Here is a 19,052-nt window from a genome sequence, read left to right as displayed (position 1 = left end):
CCCTCGGTTTCGAGGGGACGGCACGAATTTTGCTCGTCACAATTTTTCGATCATCGACGCCGATCGATTGACGCATGACGAGACGCCGCAACCCGTTCGAGACGCGACCCGGCACCGACGCCCGCCCCGTCCCGCCCCGCCCGCGCCGCTCCGACACACATATCATGCTGGGAAACACGATGGACTGGACCGAGCACCTGCGTTACGGACCGTTGCAGCCGCTGGAACAGGTCGACGGGGCCTTGCCGATCGAGGATCACGGCCTGATCGGCGACGGCATGACCGGCGCACTCGTCGGCCGCGATGGGGCGATCGACTGGCTCTGCGTCCCCCGATTCGACCACCCCCCCGTCTTCTGCCGGATCCTCGACCGGGACCGAGGCGGGGCGTTCACCGTCGCCCCCGAGGATCTGCTCGAATCGCGCCAGGCGTACCTCGACGAGACCGGCATCCTGGCCACCGAGATGCGATGCCCGACCGGCCGGGTCCGGGTCATCGACGCCATGACCTTCCACCGGGGCTCGGTCCTCTCCGACGACGCCCAGGCCGCCCGGGGCGAGCTGGTCCGCTGCGTCGAGGTGCTCGACGGGTCGGCCTCCCTCCGGGTCGCCTTCGACACCTGGCAGCCGTCCCAGTTCCGTCGCCGGGGAGACGCCTGGCAGATCCGGTTCCCCGACCGGCCCGAGCTGGTGCTCAGTCTCATCGCCGATCGGCCGCTCGACGGCCCCCGGACCGTGCTCCGGCTCCGATCGGGCGACCGGCTCCACCTGACCCTACGTTGGAACGGCGTCGAGAAGGACGACCGCTCGACCCCCCCCTTGCAGGCGATCGACGACACGATCGACGCCTGGAGACGCTGGCTCGGCTGCCTGTCGTACCAGGGGCCCCAGGCCCCGCTCGTCCGACGATCGGCGATCACCCTGAAGCTGATGGACAACGTCGAGAACGGCGCCATCATCGCCGCCCCGACCTCCTCGCTCCCCGAGGCCATCGGCGGCGTCCGCAACTGGGATTACCGCTACGCCTGGATCCGAGACGCCGCCTTCTCCGTCTACGCCCTGCGGCGGATCGGCGTCGACCGGGAGGCCCGCAGCTTCCTCGCCTGGGTCCTCGACATCATCGACCGGGACGGCGGGCGCCCGAAGGTCCTCTACACCATCGACGGCCGGCAGCCCGACCCGGAGCGCGAAGACCCGACCCTGGCCGGCTACCGCGGCTCGCAGCCGGTCCGGTGGGGCAACGGGGCCGCGACCCAGCGCCAGCACGACGTCTTCGGCGAGATCATCGACTGCGCCTACCAGTGGGTCCGCCACGAAGGCCGGATCGGCGAGGGTCTATGGGACCGCCTCCGCCCCCTGATCGAGGCGGCCCGCGTCGAGTGGGACGAGCCGGATCAGGGCATCTGGGAGGTCCGCTCCTCGGGCCGGCCGTTCACCTACTCGGCCGCCCTCTGCCAGGTCGCGCTCGACCGAGGCGCCTGGATCGCCGACCGCCTCAATCTGCCCGGCGACGTCGACGGCTGGCGGGCCGACGCCGCCCGCCTCCGCGAGACGATCCTCGACCAGGCCTGGGACGCCGAGCAGAACGCCCTGACCGAGCACGTCGGCGGCAAGGAGCGCAGCGGACTCGACGCCAGCATCCTGGCCCTCCCCCTCCGCCGGGTCGTCCGGGCCGATCATCCCCGGATGATCGCCACCACCGAGGCCGTCCGGCAGCAGCTCGACGCCGGGGACGGCCTCCTGTTCCGCTACCATCCCGACCGCTCCCCCGACGGCCTCCCCGGCCACGAGGGGGCCTTCCTCCTGTGCAGCTTCTGGCTCGTCGACAACCTGACCCTCCAGGGCCGGGTCGACGAGGCGCTCGACCTCTACAATTCGCTCTGCGCCCGGGCCAATGCCGTCGGCCTGCTCGCCGAGCAAATCGACCCTTCCAGCGGCCGGTTCCTCGGCAATTTCCCGCAGGCGTTCAGCCACGTCGGGGTGATCGCCTCCGGCGTCACCCTGGCTCGGGCGCTCGAAGGCGACCGTCGCGACCTCGGCGAAGGGGCCGAGGACGCCCCCGGCTGATCGTCCGCCCCGCGATCGTCTCGGCATCGGGGCAAATGACGAAGGGGGGGGCGTCCGTCCTCGGGCCGCTCGCCTTGTCGCGGCGCAATCGGCCGATTCTAATGGATGGGAACTGAGTCGCTCCGCGCGGATCGCCGGCCGGGCCGCCATCCGACCCGATCGCCGAGTCCGCCCCCGACCAGCACGTCTCCCGCCAGTCGCCCCCCCGCTTGCCCGATGAGGTCCGCCCGATGGAGTTCCCGCCGATCGCCCGAGTCCGCCAGTCGGTCCCCCAGCCCCGGGTCGACGACGTCCCCGGCACCGTCCGCCGCCTGATCCGGGAGAGCCGGATCGCCGACCGCGTGCCCGCCGGCGGCCGCGTCGCCGTCGGCGTCGGCAGCCGGGGGATCAACACCATCTTCGTCATCGCCAGGGCCGCGATCGACGAACTCAAGGCGATGGGCTTCAACCCCTTCATCGTCGCCGCGATGGGCAGCCACGGCGGCAACACCTCCGAGGGCCAGCGCGAGCTGCTGGCCGAGTACGGCATCACCCCCGACCGCCTCGGCGTGGAGGTGAAGACCGACATGGAGACGACCGTCATCGGCACCAGCCCGATCGGCCTGCCCATCCACTTCGACAACAACGCCCTGGCCGCCGACGGCATCGTCCTGCTCAACCGGGTCAAGCCGCACACCGACTTCACCAGCGAGTTCGAGTCCGGCATCCTCAAGATGATGGTCATCGGCCTCGGCAAGCGCGAGGGGGCCAGCCAGATCCACAAGCTCGGCCTCACCGGGATGCGAGAGGTCCTGCCCGCCGTCGGGAAGTTCCTCATCAAGAACACCCCGTTCGCCCTCGGCCTGGCCATCCTCGAGAACGCGAAGGACGAGCCGGCCGAGATCGTCCCCGTCGACCCCGACACGATCCTCGACGTCGAGCCCGGCCTCCTCCGCCGCGCCCGGGAGCTGATGGGCCGCCTGCCCTTCGACCAGATCGACGTCCTGGTCGTCGGCGAGATCGGCAAGAACTACTCCGGGGCCGGCATGGACCCCAACGTCATCGGCCGCCTGATGGTCGAGACCATGCCCGACTTCGACCGCCCGAAGGTCACCCGCCTGGCCGTCCTCGACGTCTCCGAGGAGAGCCACGGCAACATCGTCGGCGTCGGCTTCGCCGACCTGGCGGCCGAGCGGATCGTCGAGAAGATGGACCCCGAACCCTTCCGGATCAACGTCCTCACCTCCTGCTTCCTCGAACGGGCCCGGATCCCGATCACCCTGCCGACCGACCGCGAGGTCCTCCGCGTCTGCCTCGAGACCTGCTGGCGGATCACCCCCGACGAGGCCCGCGTCGTCTTCATCCCGAACACGCTCGAGGTCGATCACCTCTGGGTCTCTCCCGCCCTGAAAGGCGACGTCGAGGCCCACCCGCACCTCGGCTTCGAGACCGACTTCCGGCCGATCCCGCTCGACGCCACCGGTACCCTCGACCAGGAATCCCTCTTCCCCCACAGCGTCCGAGGCCGTCGCTCGTCCGGCGCGTACGTCACCGCCTGACCGAGGTCGGGATCGCGAAGCGAGAGGCACAGGGCGCCGACCGGTGCCTCTCCGCTTCGATTAGCCCTCGTCCTGCCCGCGGTCGGTCGGGGCGAACCCCTCCAGCGGGGCGTCTTGCGGGTTCAGGTCGAACCGGAGCCGGCCGTACGCCGGCGGCCCGGGCGCCCTCCGGACCGGCATCGGGACGACGGTCCGATCGGGCACCGCCTCTCCCCTCGCCAGGCTCATCGCGTTCCGGAAGGCGAGGATCCCGAGCCCCCGGTCGTCGGCGAAGGCCGCGGCCGAGGCGAACGACTGGTCCACGATGTCGAAGCTCTCCGGATCGACCAGGTACCCCGCCACGGTCAACCCGGTCCCTTCCGGCAGCTCGCTCCGCTCGATCGTCGCGCCGAGGAAGCTCGTGTCGTCGCCGGTCAGAACCATGGCCAGCTCCGGTCGGCTTTTGAGCGTCTCCAGCACCGCCTCGCCGATGTCGTACTGGCCCCCCGAGACCGTCCGGGGCCCTTCGCCGATCGTCTCGATCCCGGCCCTCGTCAGGGCCTCGAACAGGGCCTCGGCGCGTCGATCCGCCTCCGGGAACTCCTCGGTCGCGATGACCAGCGCCGGCCCCTCGGCCGACTTGCCGAGGGTCGTCGCGTCGGCCGCGGCGGCCTCGACCAACTCCTCCGCCGCCCTCGCATAATCCCCCCGGACGACGACCGGCACCGGCTCGCCGTCGGCCGTCACCTGCTCCAGGATCGTCACGACGTGAATCCCCCGGTTCCTGGCCTCGGCGATCGCCGGTCCGAGGGCCTCGGCGTCGTCGACCACCACGATCAAGGCCGTCGTCCCTTCCCGGCCCACCCGGCGGACCAGCTCGGCCATCGACTCCCCTTCGCCGGCCGTCCGGACCGTGAAGATGACGTTCTTCTTCGCGGCATCGAGCTGCGCCGCCTCCTTCCAGATCAAGGGTTGCACCCGGGGAGGATTCGGGAGCAGGAAGGTGATCCGAGGGGCGCCGCCCCCCGATCTCGGGATCGCCGGCAGCCCCGCCAGCCCCGATTGGCTCCCCGGGTCCGTCGCGACCGGGGCGACCCGGTCCCCTTGCGGGTCGCCACACCCCGAAACCACCGCCACCGGCACCAGGGCCATCAGGACCCAGATCGTTGCAGCCGTCCGGCTCATCGTCGAATCGAACCTCCGGAACCGGGAGAACACCATCCCTCGACCCTCATCCACCTGCCGCCGAGGGGCGGAACGGTCCCGCGATCGATCCGACTCCTTTCCCCTCGTCGCCCATGCTCCGAGGCATTCTACGCGATTCCGTTCCTTGCCGACACGGGCCTCGCTCTTCCGCCTCGCTAGCGATCGCTCGGCATTTTGTGTGACTGGCCCGCCCGATTTCCCCGATACTGTTCTCGTGGCCCTGTGTCTTCACCTTGATCCCCGAACCCGACGCCCCGAACCCCCGATGCACCCCCTTGGGCCGTCTTCCCAACCTCCCCGGCGACCTCGCAACCCTCGACCGTCGATCGGCCCGGCCCCCTCGACGAACGAAGCCATCGCCGGAGCGCTCCGCAACGGAACGAAGCCAATCCGGAGTCTGCAACCTGTTGCTTTCAAAGGGGTTTCGGCCAATTGGGTCGGGCGCTCCCGGGCGTTCCCGGACCCGTTCCGCGTCAGATCAAGAGCGCCATCCGGGCCATGACCATCACGCTGAGCCAGAGCAATTGCGCCAGGGCGAGCGTGGCCAACGCCCGGAGCAGCGAGCGTCGTCCCCACCGCCCCATCGACCGGGTCAGGACCGTCCTGGGCATCGGATCCACCACGCGATCGACCAGCAGATACGCCGGCACGAGCAGCAAGACCGGAATGATCAGGAGCGTCCCCGTCTCGCCGATCGTCCGCATCAAGCCGAACGCGAGTGCGATCACGGCGATCGCCACCATCAGGCGGCCGAGGCCGATCTGCCGGTCCTCCGCCCGGAAGACCTCCGGCAGTTCCAGCGGGGTGCCCGGCAGCTCCGAGACGAGCCACCAGAGCAATCCCTGGATCGCCAGCGCATGGCCGATCGTCCCGTTCCGGATCAAGGACGGGACCTCCCGCGCCGGGACGAGCTTCAGGCGCAACTCCTCCCCCTCGTCCCAGTTCGGTTCCCGGATCGCCTTCGCGTTGCGGATCAGGATGGTCGTGATCCGCGAGGTCAACAGCGACGGGCAGGCCCAGACCGTCCCCAGGATGATCGGCTCGTCTCCGGCGTACCCGGTCTCCTCCAGCAGCTCCCGCGCCCCGGCCTCCAGCGGGTCCTCCCCGGGGTCGAGCAGCCCGCCGGGGGGTTCCAGGCTGTCCGTCGCCGACCCGGCCCGGAACTGCTCGACCAGGATCAACCGATTCTCCGGCGTCAGGGCCAGCACGTTGACCGCATCGGCCAGGTGGACCACATAGAAGTCATGAGCCTTTCCCGAGTTGCGCGATCGGTACCGCTCCCGACGCAGCGTGATCAGCCAGTTCGATTCGAGGGTCGTGTCCCCCTCCGGCTCGCGGTCCCAGGACGCCCGATCCTGTGCTCGATTGCGTTGCGGCGGTTGCGGTCCGGTCGATGCGCTCATGGTCGGGCCTCGTCCTCCTGGGTTTCGCCCTACGATCGCCGATCGCGGCCCGATCCGAAACCCTCAGGCCAGCAAGACCTCCTCGATCAGGCTCGCGACCCCGTCCTGCTCGAACGTCGGCGCGACCAGGTCGGCGGCCCTCCGCACCGCCTCCGGGGCCTGGCCCATCGCCACCCCGAGCCCGGCCCCCTCGATCATCGGCAGGTCGTTCACGTCGTCCCCGACCGCGACGATCTCCGATGGGTCGATCCCCCAGCGCTCGGCCAGGTGCAGCACGGCCGACCACTTGCTCGCCTCGGTGTTCAACACCTCGCACATCGTCCCCGAATAGGCCGACGTATGCAGCACGAACGTCCTCAGGATCCCCGGCGCCGCCTCGATCAATGCCGCCTCCACCTCCAGCATGGCCGCGCGCTCCCCCACGGCGAACAGGTGGAAGTGGTCCCCCTGGTCCGGCCGGGTCATCCAGTGGGGATCGACCAGCGCATACGGCCCGTTCCGCTCGACGTAGTCGTCGAACAAGGCCCTGCCTGTCGGCCGGGCGGGGATGAGGAAGTCCGGGGGCGTCTCCTCGTGGTCGACGATCGAGACGGCCGGCTCCCCCAGGCGTCGCAGGACCTCCAGCACGGCCGTCGTCAGCTCCCGCCCCAGGTCGGCCCGCCAGAGGGTCGCGTGGCTCCCCGTGTCCTTGACCAACGCCCCCGAGTTGCACACCACCGGCGCGGCGATCCCCAGTTGCCGGGCCACCGGCAAGGCCCTCCGATACCGCCTCCCGGTGCAGACGACCGGCTGGATCCCGGCCGCCGCCGCCCGGGCCACCGCCGCCGCCGTCCGGGCCCGCACGACACCATCCCTCCCCATCAGGGTGCCGTCTACATCCAGCGCCAGCAGCTTGTACGCGGGCATCGTCCGACTCGTTCGGGGCCTTGGGGGAGGGCGATTCCGGCCGTCCTTTGCGATGGAACCATCGTAGGCAGACCGCCCCGGAGCGGCAATCGGGCCTCCCTGCCGCTCCCCTGCCGTCCCCCGCCGATCGTATGATGGATGGCCGAGTCGCTGCCCCGCATCTGGACCCCACGGAAGCCCCGACCATGACCCCGTCGATCCTCCTCGCCGCCGCGCTCCTGCTCGGGAACGACCCCGCCCCCGAATCCCCGGCCGACCTGTTCGACCGTGCCAACCTCGTCGCCTGGTGCATCGTCCCCTTCGACGCCGCGCAGCGGGGCCCCGAGGAGCGGGCCGCCATGCTCGACCGGCTCGGCCTCCGCCGCCTCGCCTACGACTGGCGCGCCGAGCACCTGCCGACCTTCGAGGAGGAGTTGCAGGCCCTCGACCGCCACGGCATCGAGCTGACCGCCCTCTGGTTCCCGACCACGCTCGACGACACCGCCCGATTCTTCCTGAAGACCCTCGCCGAGCACAACCTGGCCCCGCAGCTCTGGGTCACCGGCGGGGGCGAGCCGACCACCTCCCCCGAGGACCAAAGCGCCCGGGTCGCCGCCGAGGCCGATCGCATCCGCCCGATCGCCGAGGCCGCCGCCGAGGTCGGTTGCACCGTCGCCCTCTACAATCACGGCGGCTGGTTCGGCGACCCTGAGAACCAGATCGCCGTCATCGAGGCCCTCGGCCTGCCGAACGTCGGGATCGTCTACAACCTCCACCACGGCCACGACCACCTCGACCGCTTCCCCACCCTGCTCGAAACCATGAAGCCCCATCTGCTTGCCTTGAACCTCAACGGCATGGACCGCGACGGCGAGGCGAAGGGGCGGAAGATCATCGTGATCGGCCAGGGGGAAGAGGATGCCCGGCTCCTCCAGGTCATCCGGTCGAGCGGCTGGCACGGCCCGATCGGCGTCCTCGACCACGTCCCCGAGGCCGACGCCGAGCAGCAGCTCCGCGCCAACCTCGACGGCCTGGATCGCCTGCTCGGCGCGAGCAATCCCGCCCCGTAAGTGTCGGATCGCGTCGCCCGATCCCAGATGAGGGATCAGCCGCCCGCCCCGGATCGCCCGTCGATGGCGTCCCCTTTCTTGGTGTCGGACTTGGCGAGACTCCCCAAAACCCCGTATCATGTGTCGTAACTTCAGGAGCGGAGCGAGGATGATTCCCGATCAGAAAACGACCGACCGGACTTTCCACTTCGTCAGCCTCGGCTGCCCGAAGAACACCGTCGATTCCGAGCGGATGCTCGGCCTGCTGGCCCAGGACGGCTACATGCCGGTCGCGGCCCCCGAGGGGGCCGACCTGGTGATCGTCAACACCTGCGGCTTCATCGACGCCGCCCGCGCCGAGAGCCTGGCCGTCATCCGAGAGATGCTCGACCGCAAGGCCGCCGGGCAGGTCCGCGGGGTGGTCGTCGCCGGCTGCCTGGCCGAGCGTCAAAAGGACCTCCTGCTCGAGGAGGTGCCCGAGGTCGATCAGGTCATCGGCGTCTTCGGCCGGGAGGAGATCGTCAGGGCGGCCGACCGCATCCTCGGCGGCCTCGACGAGCAGCGCTCGATCTTCAACCCCGCCCCCGTCCGGGCGATGGACGACACCGCCCGGTTGCGGATCACCCCCCGGCACCTCTCCTATCTGAAAGTCTCCGAGGGGTGCAGCCGCTTCTGCACCTTCTGCGCGATCCCGTACATGAGGGGCAAGCACCTCACCAAGCCGATCGAGTCCGTCGTGGCCGAGGCGAAGGAGCTGGCCGCCGACGGCGTCGTCGAGCTGAACCTCGTCGCCCAGGACATGACCTACTACGGCGTCGATCTCTACGGGCGTCCCCGGCTGGCCGAGTTGCTCCGGGAGCTGGACCGGGTCGACGGCCTCCGCTGGATCCGCATCCTCTACAACTATCCGAATTACTTCACGGATGAGTTGTATGAGGCCCTCGGCTCGTCAGAGAAGATCATCCCGTACCTCGACATGCCACTCCAGCATATCAACGACCGCATGCTCAAGATGATGAACCGCCGGCACACCCGGGCCGAGACGGTCGAGATCATCCGACGGCTCCGCGAGGTCATGCCCGGCCTCGTCCTGCGGACGACCTTCATCGTCGGCTTCCCCGGCGAGACGGAGGAGGAGTTCGAGGAGTTGCTGGAGTTCGTCAAGGAGACGAAGTTCGAGCGGCTCGGCGTCTTCCCGTACTCGCTCGAGCCCGACACCCCGGCCGCGAAGCTGCCCGGCCACCTGCCCGACGAGGTGAGGGCGTCCCGTCGCGATCGGGTGATGGCGGCCCAGCAACCGATCGCCTTCGCCTTCAACGCCTCGCTCGTGGGCAAGACGCTCGACGTCCTGATCGACGGCCCGGCCCCGGCCGAGCACGGCCCGGGGGTCTGGGCGGGCCGCTCCTACGCCGACGCCCCCGACGTCGACGGCCTGGTCTTCGTCCGCGATCGCAACCTCCGCGCCGGGGATCTCGTCCCCTGCGAGATCCTGATGACGGAGGGGTACGACCTGGTCGCCCGGCCGGTCGAGGGGGCCGGCCCGAGGCGCAAGAGCCGACCGAGGCCGAAGGCCAGGAAACTCCCCCCGGCCTCGCCGTTCACCATCCTGCCCGGTTGAGCAAAGGAACCTCGGTCCCTCCGCGATCAGGCGCCCGTGCGGTGACGTTCCCTCCCGATTGCACAAAGGATTCGCGATGCGAGTTGAGGCCAGTCCCAGCACGAGCAGCAAGCCGATCGGGGTCCTGAACATCCCGAACGCGCTGAGCGTGGCTCGCCTGTTCTTCGGGGTGGCGACGCTCTGGCTGATCGAGGTCAGGTGGTACATCCCGGCCCTGGTCCTGTTCCTGATCGCGGCCATCACCGACGCCCTGGACGGCTACGTGGCCCGGCTCTTGAAGCAGGAGACGGCCTTCGGGCGCCAGCTCGACCCGCTGATCGACAAGCTCCTGATCGCCGCGGTCCTGATCTTCCTGGTCGCCATCCCCGGCAGCGGCGTGGCGGCCTGGATGGCCTCGGTGATCGTCGTCCGGGAGCTGGTCATCCAGTGGCTCCGGAGCATGATGGAGGGCAAGGGGGTGGCCTTCGGCGCCAAGATGGCCGGCAAGCTCAAGACGGTGTTTCAGTGCGCGGCGATCGTGGCCGCACTGGTGGCCCTCGCCCTCGGCGCCGACCCGGCGACCTGGGTCCTGGTCAGCCGCGATCTCCTGATCTGGGTCGCCGTCCTCTTGACGATCTATAGTGGTGTGGAGTATCTGGCCGTCGCGGCGCCGAGGCTGCGCGACATGTAAAGGCGCCCCGAGTCGAATCCCGACCCCCTCCTGGCCAATCCCCGAGTGACCGACCCATGACCTGGTTCGAGGCGCTGACCCTGGCCGTGATCCAGGGCCTGACGGAATTCCTGCCGGTTTCCAGCAGCGGGCACCTGGCCGTGGCCGCGTCCCTGTTCCAATCGCTGGGGACGGTCGAGGACCGTCCCGACGGCCTCTTCTTCGTCGTGATGCTGCACCTGGGCACCTTGCTGGCCATCCTCGTCTTCTACCGTCGCGTGATGCGGTCCGGCGCGCACTCGCTGGCGACCGGGGGCGGCGATCCCGGGATGCCGCCCCGGGCGGTCGTCCTCCGCAGCGGGTTGCTGGCGGCCATCGCGACCTTGCCGGCGGTCGTCGTCGGCCTGACCCTGAAGCGGGCCGTGGACGAGGCGTTCGACAACCCGATCGTCCCCGGGTTCGCCTTCCTCGTCACGGCGGCCCTGCTGCTCTCGACGACCCGCATGGCCGCCGGGCAGAAGGGGCCGGCCGAGACGACCTGGCTCGATGCCCTGCTCGTGGGCCTGGCGCAGGCGATCGCCATCACGCCGGGGATCAGCCGGAGCGGATCGACCATCGCCGCCGCCCTCGCCCTGGGGTTCTCGCGCACCTGGGCGGTCGGGTTCAGCCTCCTGATCAACGTCCCGGCGATCCTGGGGGCGACAGTCCTGGTCGGCAAGGATCTCCGCCTCGAATCCCTCTCGACCGAGGTCCTGGAGATGACCATCCTGGCGACGATCCTCTCGGGGGTGGTCGGCTACGGGGCGATTGTCTGGCTGGTTCGGATTGTCCGATCGGGGCGGCTCTGGTATTTTTCTGTATACCTGGTGCTGCTGTCGGGCGTGGTGCTGGGGTCCGCGGCGCTGTCGGGCCGGGGCGAGGTCTCGGGGGGGATGACGGATGAGCAAGGCGGTCGACCGGAGGCTCTGGACCGGCCCGGTGGGGGCGGCCTGGCTCGATCGGGCCCGAGGGCCGAAGGGGCGGGCGACCACCTGGATCGCGCCGACGCCGCTGGCCCGAGACCGCCTGGCCCGTCGGCTCGCGATGGCGCCGGGCCGGCCCGCCTCTGACCGGGTCTATTGCTGGGACGACCTCTGGCACGACCTCCGCGCCGACGACCCGGGAGGGCCCTTCTGCCCGGGGCCTGCCGGGGTCCGGGCCGCCCTGCGGGCGGCGATCGAGCAGGCGAGGCAGGAGGGGGCCCTCTCCGTCTCCGCATCGGTCGCCGACTCGTCCGGGTTCCGCCGCCGGGTCTCCCGCCGGATCGCCCGGTGGATGGCCGCCGGCCGGGCCCCCTCGGACCTTCCCCCGCCCATCGGCGCGGTCGAGGCCGAGCTGCGGGCGGTCTACCGCTGCTACCAGGAGATCCTCGGCCGGCTCGGGGCCGTGGACGAGGCCGGATTGCGGTCGTATTACGCCAGCTGGCTGCACCTGACCCAGTCCCTCCCCCGGTCGTGGGGGGCGGTCGATCGGGTGGTCGTCGTCGAGCCGCCGACCGAGGATCGTCCCGTCCGCCTGGCCATCGACGCGATGCGGCACTCGATCAACCAGCTCGGGCTGGTCCTGACGGTCGACAGGGCCCCCGATCGCGCCGAGGTCGACGCCCCGGCCGCCCGGTTCCGCGAGCGGATGCTCGCGTGGGGGTTCCTGGAGACGTCGGTCGGGCCGTCCGACCATCGCCCGGCCGGCCTGGCCGGCCTCGACCGGCACCTGTTCCGCGAGGGGCACCACGGCCGGGGTCGGGTCGAGCACGCCGAGGGGCTGGCGCTCCGGGGGGCCTCGACCGGCGAGGGGCTGGCCCGCGTGGCGGCCGCCTGGGCCCGCGATCGCCTGGGCGAGGGGGAGCCGCCCGAGGAGCTGTTGATCCTCGTCCGATCGTGGGATGAGCAGGCGTCGATCGCCGTCGAGACGCTCCGGTCGTGGGGGCTCTCCGTCTCGACCGGGCGCGATCGGCCGATCGGCTCCGACGCGGCCGTCCAGGCCCTGAAGCTGGCGATGAGCGTGCCGGTCGAGGACTGGGACACCGACTTGCTCGGCCGGCTTCTCCGCAACGGCCGGATCCGGCCGCGATGGGACGAGGCCGATGCGCACCCGATGGCCCTGGCCGCCTCGGCCGCGGCGATCCGAGAGGCCCGCGTCTACCGGGGGCGCGATGCCATCGCCGAGGCCCTCGGCCGGATGGTCGATCACGCCCCGGGGGGCGAGGAATCGGCCTCGAAGCCCGACTATCTCCGCCGCCATCGGCAGCGGCTCGCCTGGCTCGGGGGCATCGCCGTGCCGGTCTTCCGGCGGCTGGCCGAGTGCCTGAACGCGGTCGCCGTGCCCGGTCCCTGGGCGGGACAGGTCGATCGGCTGGCCGGCCTGGCGATCGAACTGGGCCTGGATCCCGAATCGGACGAGGCGCTCGGCCACCTGTTCGGCGCGCTCGATGATCATGCGATGGTGCTCGACGGCCTGGGCCGAGGGGACGACTCGTGGACCTGGGCGGACTTCGTCGCCGAGGTGCAGGCGATCCTCCGGGACCTGCCCCCGCCCGCCTCGTCGACGGTCGGGGCCATCCGATTCGCGACCGTCGACGAGGCGGCCGGGGTGCTCGCCCGGCACATCCTGCTGACGAACCTGGCCGAGGGGACCTTCCCGAACCGATCGTCGGTGGGGCCGACCGCCGACCCGGACGACGCGTCGCACGAGGCCCCGGAACCGAGCCGGGACGGGGACGACCTCTCCCCGGTGGGTGAGCCTGAGCCGCCGACGCTCCGTCGCAGGACTGCCGGCCAGATGCGATTGCGCTTTGATGACGCGCCGATCGCCGCCTCGGAGCCGACCCCGTTCGGCCGGGAGATGGCGCGGTTCCTCCGGGTGCTGGGTGCGGCCGAGGTCAGCCTCACGCTCGCATACCCGACCAGCGACGAGAAGGGGGTCGATCAGCTCGCGGCCGGGTTCCTCGTCGAGGTGGAGACGCTCCTGTCGGACGAGGTCAGGCACGTCGTGGTCCGGGATAATCGGAAGCTCGACCCGGCGCTCCGGGAGACGGCGCCGCAATCGCCGCCCGAGCGGCGGGTCCGGGCGATGGCCCGGGCGGCGATCAACGACCCGAGCGAGCTGGCCATGCTCGCGACGATCCCCGAACACCGGGAACGCCTGCGGGCCTCGGCCTCGGCGCTGCTGGTCAATGAGCGACGATCGCGGATCCCCGCCTGGAAGCCCCGACGGCACGCCATCAGCCGGTTCGAGGGGATGCTCCGCGACCCTCGGATCATCGATCGCCTGGCCTCCGAGTTCGGCCCGTCGTACACGTTCAGCGCCAGCCAGCTCGAATCGCTGGCCTTCTGCCCGTTCCAGTTCTACCTCCGCTATGTGCTCCGCCTCGATCCGATCGAGGAGCGCGACGAGCTGGAGGAGGACCGGACCGCGGGCGGCAGCCTGATGCACGCGGTCCTCGAGTCGTTGCACCTGGGCCTGCGCGACGAGCCGCCCCCGGGCGGTATCTCGCTCGATGAGGCCATCACCGATCGGATCGAGCGGGCGGTCCGGGACGAGCTGGAGCGCGAGGCGAGGCCCAGCTCCGACGTCGGGCGGGGGCTGCGGGCGATCGAGGCCGAGCGGATGGCCAGGATCGGGAAGACCTATGCCGATCAGTTCCGGAATTACGCCGAGTCGCTCGGCCGGGATCTGGCCCCCGAGTACTTCGAGTTCTCGTTCGGCGACGAGGAGCACCGCGACGGCCCGGCCCTGGTCCTGGGCGAGGGGGATGAACAGGTGCGGCTGCAAGGCATGATTGATCGGATCGACCTGACCCGCCATCCCTCGGGCCTGCTCTTCCGCGTGATCGACTACAAGACCGGGTCGGTCCCCTCGCGGACGAAGCTGGAGGAGGGGCTGGCCTTGCAACTGCCGCTCTACGCCATGGCGGTCGAGCGGGCCCTGCCGGCCGAGGAGAACCCCCGGGCGATCGACGCCGGCTACTGGGCCCTGCGGGGCAAGGGGTACGCCCCGCTCGTGACCCTGGCCGAGTACCGGGACGGCGACCTGTTCTCCCGGGACGGCTGGAAGCCCGGCCCCGATCGGATCGTCCGCTTCGTGCTCGACCTGGTCGATCGCCTCCGGCGCGGGATGATGCCCGCGCAGTACGCGAAGCTCGACTGCGAGCGGAATTGCGACTACCGGACCGTCTGCCGCTTCCATCAGGTCCGGCAGGCCCGCAAGCCCTGGGCCGAGGCCCCGTCGATGAGCGAGCCGGGCGAGGAGGACCTGCGATGAACGGCCCCGACCCGTCCGCCGAGCCGAGCGTGATGGTCGAGGCGGCCACGGCCCATCCGCCGACCCCCGAGCAGCAGCGGGCGCTCGACGCGAGGGTCAGCGTCGCGCTGGCGTCCGGGGCCGGCTGCGGCAAGACCCGGGTGCTGACCGATCGGTTCGTCCTGGCCCTGAACGACCGGATGCCGCTCGACCGCCTCGTGGCCGTGACCTTCACCGAGAAGGCCGCGGCCGAGATGCGCGGGCGGATCCGGGCCGAGTGCCGCCGCCGGATCGACGCCGGGGGGCCGGAGGCGCACCACTGGCGCCGGGTGCTCCGGGGCCTGGAGGCGGGGCGGATCGGCACCTTTCACGGATTCTGCCTCGAGCTGCTGAAGCGATTCCCGGAGCAGGCGGGATTGCCCCCGGAATTCGGCGTGCTGGAGGAGTCGATCGCCCCGACCTTGCGGGATGAGGCGTTGCGGATCTGCATGCGTCGATGGCTGGCCGACGGCCATCCGGACCTCGTGGCATTGGCGGTCGAGCTGGGGCTCGACGCCGTCCGGAACGGCCTGCGGTCGCTCCTGCTCGGCCGGGCCCTGGCCAACCCGGCGCAATGGGCCGAGCTGAGCCCGGCGGAGCTGATCGATCGCTGGCAGGCCGCCTGGCTGGGCGAGGGGCAGCCGTCGCTCCTGCGGCGATTCGTCGAGGAGGCCCGGCCGCTGCTCGACCTGCTGCGCGACCACGAGTGCGAGCACCCGGTCGGGGCCGAGCGGCGAGCGGTCCTGCTCGGCGAGATCCCGCTCCTCCCCGAGGCCCCGCACCCCGAACTCTCGTTCGAGGTCATCCGGGAGCACGCGACCGTCGCGGGGGGGGGCACGGGGAAACACTGGACTTCGATCGATGTGTACATGAGCGTCCGCGATGGCTACAAGGCGTTGCGCGAGTCCGTCGATCGCACGCGGAAATCCTTGCAATGGGATGAGGACCTGACCCGCCGGTCGGCCGAGCTGGGGGTCCGGTTCGCGGCGCTGGCCCGGGAAGCCCTCGACGAGGTCGATCGTCTGAAGCGGCATCGCGAGCTGGCCGATTTCGATGATCTCTTGCTCAAGGCTCGGTCGTTGTTGCTGGAGGGCGGGGACGAGGTGCTCGCCTCGATTCAGGAGGAAATCGAATTACTGCTCGTGGATGAGTTTCAGGATACCGACCCGATCCAGGGCGCGATCGTCCAGGCGCTGGCCGGCGACGACCCGTCGATGGGCCGCCTGTTCCTGGTCGGCGACTCGAAGCAGTCGATCTACCGCTTCCGGGGGGCCGAGCCGACCATCTTCACCCGGTTCCGGGACGGCCTGGAGGAGGAGGGGCGGCTCTCCCTGACCGGGAATTTCCGGAGCGTGCCGGGGGTGATCGAGTTCGTCAATGCCCTGTTCGCCGACCTGTACGCCGACCCCTCCGAGGCGCTCCGGGCCGAGCGGGCCGTGCCTTCGTCGCCGGACGACCCGCCGGCGGTCGAGTTCCTCTGGGCGTACGAGCCGGAGTCGTCGGGGCGGTCGATCACGGCGAGGCGGCGGGTCGAGGCGGGCTGGATCGCCCGATTGGTCGCCGATCGCCTCGAACAGGGGTGGACCATCCAGGACCCGAAGGACGGCTCGTGGCGGCTGGCCCGGCCGAACGACGTCGCCATCCTGTTCCGGGCCCTGACGAACGTCGGGGTATATGAAGAAGCCCTCGCGGCCGAGGGCCTGGATTACCACACGGTCGACGGCTCGGCCTTCTTCGCCCAGCAGGAGGTGCTGGACGTGGTCAACCTGCTGGCGGCGATCGAGGATCCGTTCGACCCGCTGGCGCTGGCGGCGACGCTGCGGAGCCCCTTCTTCGGGTTGAGCGACGAGGCGCTCTACTGGCTCGCCAACGCCCGTCCGGAGGACCGGCCGGCGGAGTTGCAGCAGAACCTCCGACGCTGCGACCAGGTCGCCGAGCTGGGCCCGGCGGATCGTCGGCGGGCGATTCGGGCACGCATGCTCCTGAATCGCTGGCGATCGCTCAAGGATCGGGCCCCCATCGCGACGCTCTGCGATCATGTGCTCGACGAGTCGGGCTTCGAGGCGGCGATCGTGGCCGACCCGCTCGGCGACCGCAAGCGGGCGAACGTGCGGAAGCTGGTCCGCCTGGCCGGTTCGTACGACCGGGGGGGCTATCCCCTGGCCGATTTCGTGGCCCGGCTGCGGAACGACCTGCGGACCCTCGCCCGGGAAGACCAGGCGGCCACCAACACCGAGCAAGGGGACGCCGTCCGCCTGATGACGATCCACCGGGCCAAGGGGCTCGAATTCCCGATCGTGATCGTGCCCGACCTCGACCGGGCCGCGCCGCCGCGATCGCAGGCGGTGATGGTGCACGATCGCTACGGGCCGATCGTCCGGACGGGCCCCGAACCGGGCGAGGACGGGCCGAGCTACGGGCAGGAGAACGCCGCTCGGGGGCTCGGGGAGCTTTTGTATCGGGCCTCGGAAGCCCGCGAGGAGCGAGACGAGGCCGATCGGCTCTTCTACGTGGCCGCGACCCGGGCCGTCAGTCACCTGATCCTCTCGAACGGGTTGAACAATCCGCTGCTGCGGGGGGATCGCGGCCAGGAGTCGTCGCGACAGAAGTTCTACCGGCCCTATGCGCCGGCCATGGTGCGGATTCACCGGCGCTTCGATCTGACGAATGGTGGCTTGCTGGCGGAGCTCCCGGCAGGATGGCCCGCCCCTCGGGTCGGGGTGTTGGACCGATCGCCGGAGCGGCAATCGTTCCGGCATGCGGTCACGCGCAAGCGCGTCGATCGGTTGACGATCGCCCGGGCGATCGTGCGGGCGACCCCGGAATCGGGCCCGGATCGCCCGATGAATGCGATGCGTTCCACCTGGATCGAGCATCACCCCGAGACCGGCCTGCCGCCGTTCGCGGGCCGGGTGCTGCGCCTGATCCGGCGGGTGGTGTGCAATCCGGACCCGTCCTGGGTGGACGACCCGGGCGCGGCGATCGAGCGGGCGGGGCGGGGGACGATGCCGGCCTCGCCTCCTCGCGTGGTCGAGGCGGCCAAGCATCTGTTGATCCCCTGGTGTGCCGGGTCGCTCGCGCGGCGGATCGCGGCGGCCGAGGCCCGGGTGGGCCGCGTTGCCTGGACCGTGCTCGAAGACGGGGCCGGGCCTGAGGCGGTCGAGGGCGTGCACCGGGGAGAGCTTGACCTGGCGTTTCGCGAGCGAGGGGCCTGGAACCTGGTGGCCTGGGAACACCCGCAGTCGCCGGCAGGGTGGGGAGAGCGCCGGCTCGTGCTCTCGGGCCGGGCGGCCCCGGGGCTGGGGCTGGGCCAGGTCGAGGAGGGCTGGCTGGTCCGCCTCTCGGGCGATTCCGGAGGGGCGATGGAGCAGAGGCTCGACCGCCGGCGGTTCTCCCGTACAATCGCCGGCGAGACTCCTCCCGCACGCCCCCGAGCCCGGTCCGCCCGCCGTCGATCGGCCGGGGCGTCTCGATCCGAGGCCGAACATGACCGCTCCTGACTCGATCAACGACCCCACGAGCCACCCCGACCTGGCCCTCGCCTTGACCCTCGCCGAGGCCGCGACGGAGGCGATCTTGCCGTACTATCGCCGCTGCACGGTCGAGTGGAAGCCGGACGGCACGGAAGTGACCGCGGCCGACCGCGCCGCGGAGGAGCGGATCCGCGACCTCCTGGGCAAGGAACGGCCGGACGACGGCGTCCTCGGCGAGGAATTCGGTGAACAGAGCGGGCGGAACGGGTCGCGACGGCGGTGGATCATTGACCCGATCGACGGCACGGCCTCGTTCGCCCTGGGCTTGCCGATGTTCGGCACCCTGATTGCCCTGGTGGAAGACGAGAATCCGGTGGTCGGTGTCATCCACCAGCCGGCCACCGGCGAGACGACCTTCGCCGCGCGGGGGTTCGGTTGCTGGTGGCGGCCCTCATCCGTCGAGCCGCCGGAGCGCGTCCGGGTCGCTCCTCCCGTTCCGTTAAGTGAAGCGTATGCCTCCGCGACCGGTCCGCATTCGAGCGACCTCCAGGCCACCGAGGGCCAGATCCCGTATCGCTTGACGGCCTTGATCCGGTCGGCCCGTCGGTTCCGGTTCGTCGGGGACTGCATCCAGCATGCCCTGGTCTGTCGGGGGCGGCTGCACATTGCCTGGGATTCGTTGATGAATCCGTGGGACATCGCCGCCCTCGTGCCTTGCGTCGAGGAGGCCGGCGGCGCGGTCGCGGCGTTCGATGGCTCTCGGGAGCGAATCCTCTCGGGAGGCAATCTCCTGAGCACTTCTGACCGATCGTTGCTTGAGGAAGTGTTACGGGTGCTGACGCCTCAACCGAGGTCCTGATCGCCGGGCC

Annotated in this window: 12 protein-coding genes; 9 read left to right on the top strand and 3 right to left on the bottom strand. The window is 70.7% G+C overall.

The annotated features are described in order from the left end of the window. Window positions 1-179: 179 nt before the first annotated feature. A complete protein-coding gene (locus AB1L88_RS07850) occupies window positions 180-2,066 on the top strand; it encodes a glycoside hydrolase family 15 protein (protein ID WP_367096142.1) in 1,887 nt (628 codons plus the stop codon). 230 nt (window positions 2,067-2,296) lie between these two features. Then, complete coding sequence (locus AB1L88_RS07845; protein ID WP_367096089.1) at window positions 2,297-3,604, top strand: lactate racemase domain-containing protein; 1,308 nt, start codon at window positions 2,297-2,299, stop codon at window positions 3,602-3,604. A gap of 60 nt (window positions 3,605-3,664) precedes the next feature. On the opposite strand, the gene AB1L88_RS07840 is transcribed toward AB1L88_RS07845, so the two are convergent. The 3 genes from AB1L88_RS07840 to AB1L88_RS07830 form a co-directional block, all read right to left on the bottom strand. After that, window positions 3,665-4,768, bottom strand: coding sequence for a substrate-binding domain-containing protein (locus AB1L88_RS07840; protein WP_367096088.1), 1,104 nt, complete (start codon window positions 4,766-4,768; stop codon window positions 3,665-3,667). Window positions 4,769-5,262: 494 nt separating this feature from the next. Beyond that, window positions 5,263-6,192, bottom strand: coding sequence for an NUDIX hydrolase (locus AB1L88_RS07835; protein WP_367096087.1), 930 nt, complete (start codon window positions 6,190-6,192; stop codon window positions 5,263-5,265). A 63-nt stretch (window positions 6,193-6,255) separates the two neighbouring features. Further along, the gene (locus AB1L88_RS07830) at window positions 6,256-7,098 is read right to left on the bottom strand and encodes an HAD family hydrolase (protein ID WP_367096086.1); all 843 of its coding nucleotides are present in this window, start codon (window positions 7,096-7,098) and stop codon (window positions 6,256-6,258) included. 185 nt (window positions 7,099-7,283) lie between these two features. Here AB1L88_RS07830 and AB1L88_RS07825 point away from each other — a divergent pair, with 185 nt between their 5' ends. The 7 genes from AB1L88_RS07825 to AB1L88_RS07795 all read left to right on the top strand — a co-directional run bounded on the left by AB1L88_RS07825 (window position 7,284) and on the right by AB1L88_RS07795 (window position 19,042). Beyond that, on the top strand, window positions 7,284-8,147 hold the full coding sequence (locus AB1L88_RS07825) for a TIM barrel protein (RefSeq protein WP_367096085.1): 864 nt from the start codon (window positions 7,284-7,286) through the stop codon (window positions 8,145-8,147). A gap of 148 nt (window positions 8,148-8,295) precedes the next feature. Then, on the top strand, window positions 8,296-9,744 hold the full coding sequence (gene rimO / locus AB1L88_RS07820) for a 30S ribosomal protein S12 methylthiotransferase RimO (protein WP_367096084.1): 1,449 nt from the start codon (window positions 8,296-8,298) through the stop codon (window positions 9,742-9,744). Between the two features lie 76 nt (window positions 9,745-9,820). After that, entirely contained in the window at window positions 9,821-10,414 is a 594-nt protein-coding gene (gene pgsA / locus AB1L88_RS07815; protein ID WP_367096083.1) for a CDP-diacylglycerol--glycerol-3-phosphate 3-phosphatidyltransferase, read from the top strand. A gap of 56 nt (window positions 10,415-10,470) precedes the next feature. Further along, complete coding sequence (locus tag AB1L88_RS07810) at window positions 10,471-11,502, top strand: undecaprenyl-diphosphate phosphatase (RefSeq protein ID WP_367096082.1); 1,032 nt, start codon at window positions 10,471-10,473, stop codon at window positions 11,500-11,502. Further along, window positions 11,477-14,692 (top strand): PD-(D/E)XK nuclease family protein, encoded by a 3,216-nt coding sequence (locus tag AB1L88_RS07805; RefSeq protein ID WP_367096141.1) that lies wholly within the window; start codon window positions 11,477-11,479, stop codon window positions 14,690-14,692. The genes AB1L88_RS07810 and AB1L88_RS07805 overlap by 26 nt, the downstream gene beginning before the upstream one ends. After that, window positions 14,689-18,210 (top strand): UvrD-helicase domain-containing protein, encoded by a 3,522-nt coding sequence (locus AB1L88_RS07800; protein WP_367096081.1) that lies wholly within the window; start codon window positions 14,689-14,691, stop codon window positions 18,208-18,210. The genes AB1L88_RS07805 and AB1L88_RS07800 overlap by 4 nt, the downstream gene beginning before the upstream one ends. Next, complete coding sequence (locus tag AB1L88_RS07795) at window positions 18,197-19,042, top strand: inositol monophosphatase family protein (RefSeq protein ID WP_367096080.1); 846 nt, start codon at window positions 18,197-18,199, stop codon at window positions 19,040-19,042. Before AB1L88_RS07800 ends, AB1L88_RS07795 begins: the two co-directional genes overlap by 14 nt. Window positions 19,043-19,052: the final 10 nt, after the last annotated feature.

This window comes from Tautonia sp. JC769, assembly GCF_040717455.1.
Taxonomy (GTDB): Bacteria; Planctomycetota; Planctomycetia; order Isosphaerales; family Isosphaeraceae; genus Tautonia.
Note: the sequence above shows the minus strand (reverse complement) of the source record. Positions and strands in the feature narration are given on the sequence as shown.

Bases quoted from the DNA above. Each gene is read 5' to 3' on its own strand.
- AB1L88_RS07850 (WP_367096142.1), top strand. From the start codon at position 180: ATGGACTGGACCGAGCACCTGCGTTACGGACCGTTGCAGCCGCTGGAA.
- AB1L88_RS07845 (WP_367096089.1), top strand. From the start codon at position 2,297: ATGGAGTTCCCGCCGATCGCCCGAGTCCGCCAGTCGGTCCCCCAGCCC.
- AB1L88_RS07840 (WP_367096088.1), bottom strand. From the start codon at position 4,768: ATGAGCCGGACGGCTGCAACGATCTGGGTCCTGATGGCCCTGGTGCCG.
- AB1L88_RS07835 (WP_367096087.1), bottom strand. From the start codon at position 6,192: ATGAGCGCATCGACCGGACCGCAACCGCCGCAACGCAATCGAGCACAG.
- AB1L88_RS07830 (WP_367096086.1), bottom strand. From the start codon at position 7,098: ATGCCCGCGTACAAGCTGCTGGCGCTGGATGTAGACGGCACCCTGATG.
- AB1L88_RS07825 (WP_367096085.1), top strand. From the start codon at position 7,284: ATGACCCCGTCGATCCTCCTCGCCGCCGCGCTCCTGCTCGGGAACGAC.
- rimO (WP_367096084.1), top strand. From the start codon at position 8,296: ATGATTCCCGATCAGAAAACGACCGACCGGACTTTCCACTTCGTCAGC.
- pgsA (WP_367096083.1), top strand. From the start codon at position 9,821: ATGCGAGTTGAGGCCAGTCCCAGCACGAGCAGCAAGCCGATCGGGGTC.
- AB1L88_RS07810 (WP_367096082.1), top strand. From the start codon at position 10,471: ATGACCTGGTTCGAGGCGCTGACCCTGGCCGTGATCCAGGGCCTGACG.
- AB1L88_RS07805 (WP_367096141.1), top strand. From the start codon at position 11,477: ATGGCGCCGGGCCGGCCCGCCTCTGACCGGGTCTATTGCTGGGACGAC.
- AB1L88_RS07800 (WP_367096081.1), top strand. From the start codon at position 14,689: ATGAACGGCCCCGACCCGTCCGCCGAGCCGAGCGTGATGGTCGAGGCG.
- AB1L88_RS07795 (WP_367096080.1), top strand. From the start codon at position 18,197: ATGACCGCTCCTGACTCGATCAACGACCCCACGAGCCACCCCGACCTG.